Genomic DNA, 557 nt, shown 5'->3' with positions numbered 1-557 from the left:
TTGGCCTCGTTATCAAAGCCCCTCAAACCATAGCGTCCATCCTCTGCAATCTCAATTTTGTTCAGGGCTGTCCCATCAGCAAACTCAAAAAGCTCGATATTCTGGCCCATATCCGCCACATACAGATTGCCGGATTTACCTTGTGCGGTTGTCCAACCAAACTGAAGTGCGGTGCCCTGACCTTCATACTCATAAGTGCCAAGGCTGAGATCATCCAGAGTGAGGTTCTTGAAGCGGATGGTGTCCGTTCCACCAGTGTCACCTTCTGAGCCGCGCGTGATCCAGCTACTGCCTTTGTTGCGGCCAATCAGATAGGTATCATCACCACCTTTGCCTACGAGGTATTGCCAACCACCCACTGCATCGCCGCCGTAAAGAATATCATTCTTTGAACCGCCATAGATGAAGTCGGTCAGCTCTGTACCCATAATCAGGTTGGCTTCATTGCTGAACCCATGCAGTTCCATGCGACCATCTTCACGAACCTTGATTTCACTTAGGGCTGTCCCATCAGCAAACTCAAAGCGCTCAATGTGCTCGCCCATATCTGCAAGACG

At 50.4% G+C, this 557-nt stretch carries 1 pseudogene; it reads right to left on the bottom strand.

The window, feature by feature from the left end:
* Window positions 1-557: pseudogene (locus tag PPL9_RS32350) on the bottom strand (hypothetical protein); the annotation flags it as partial.

The organism is Pseudovibrio sp. POLY-S9 (assembly GCF_001431305.1).
Classification (GTDB): Bacteria; Pseudomonadota; Alphaproteobacteria; order Rhizobiales; family Stappiaceae; genus Pseudovibrio.
This window is presented reverse-complemented; position numbering and strand designations above follow the sequence as displayed.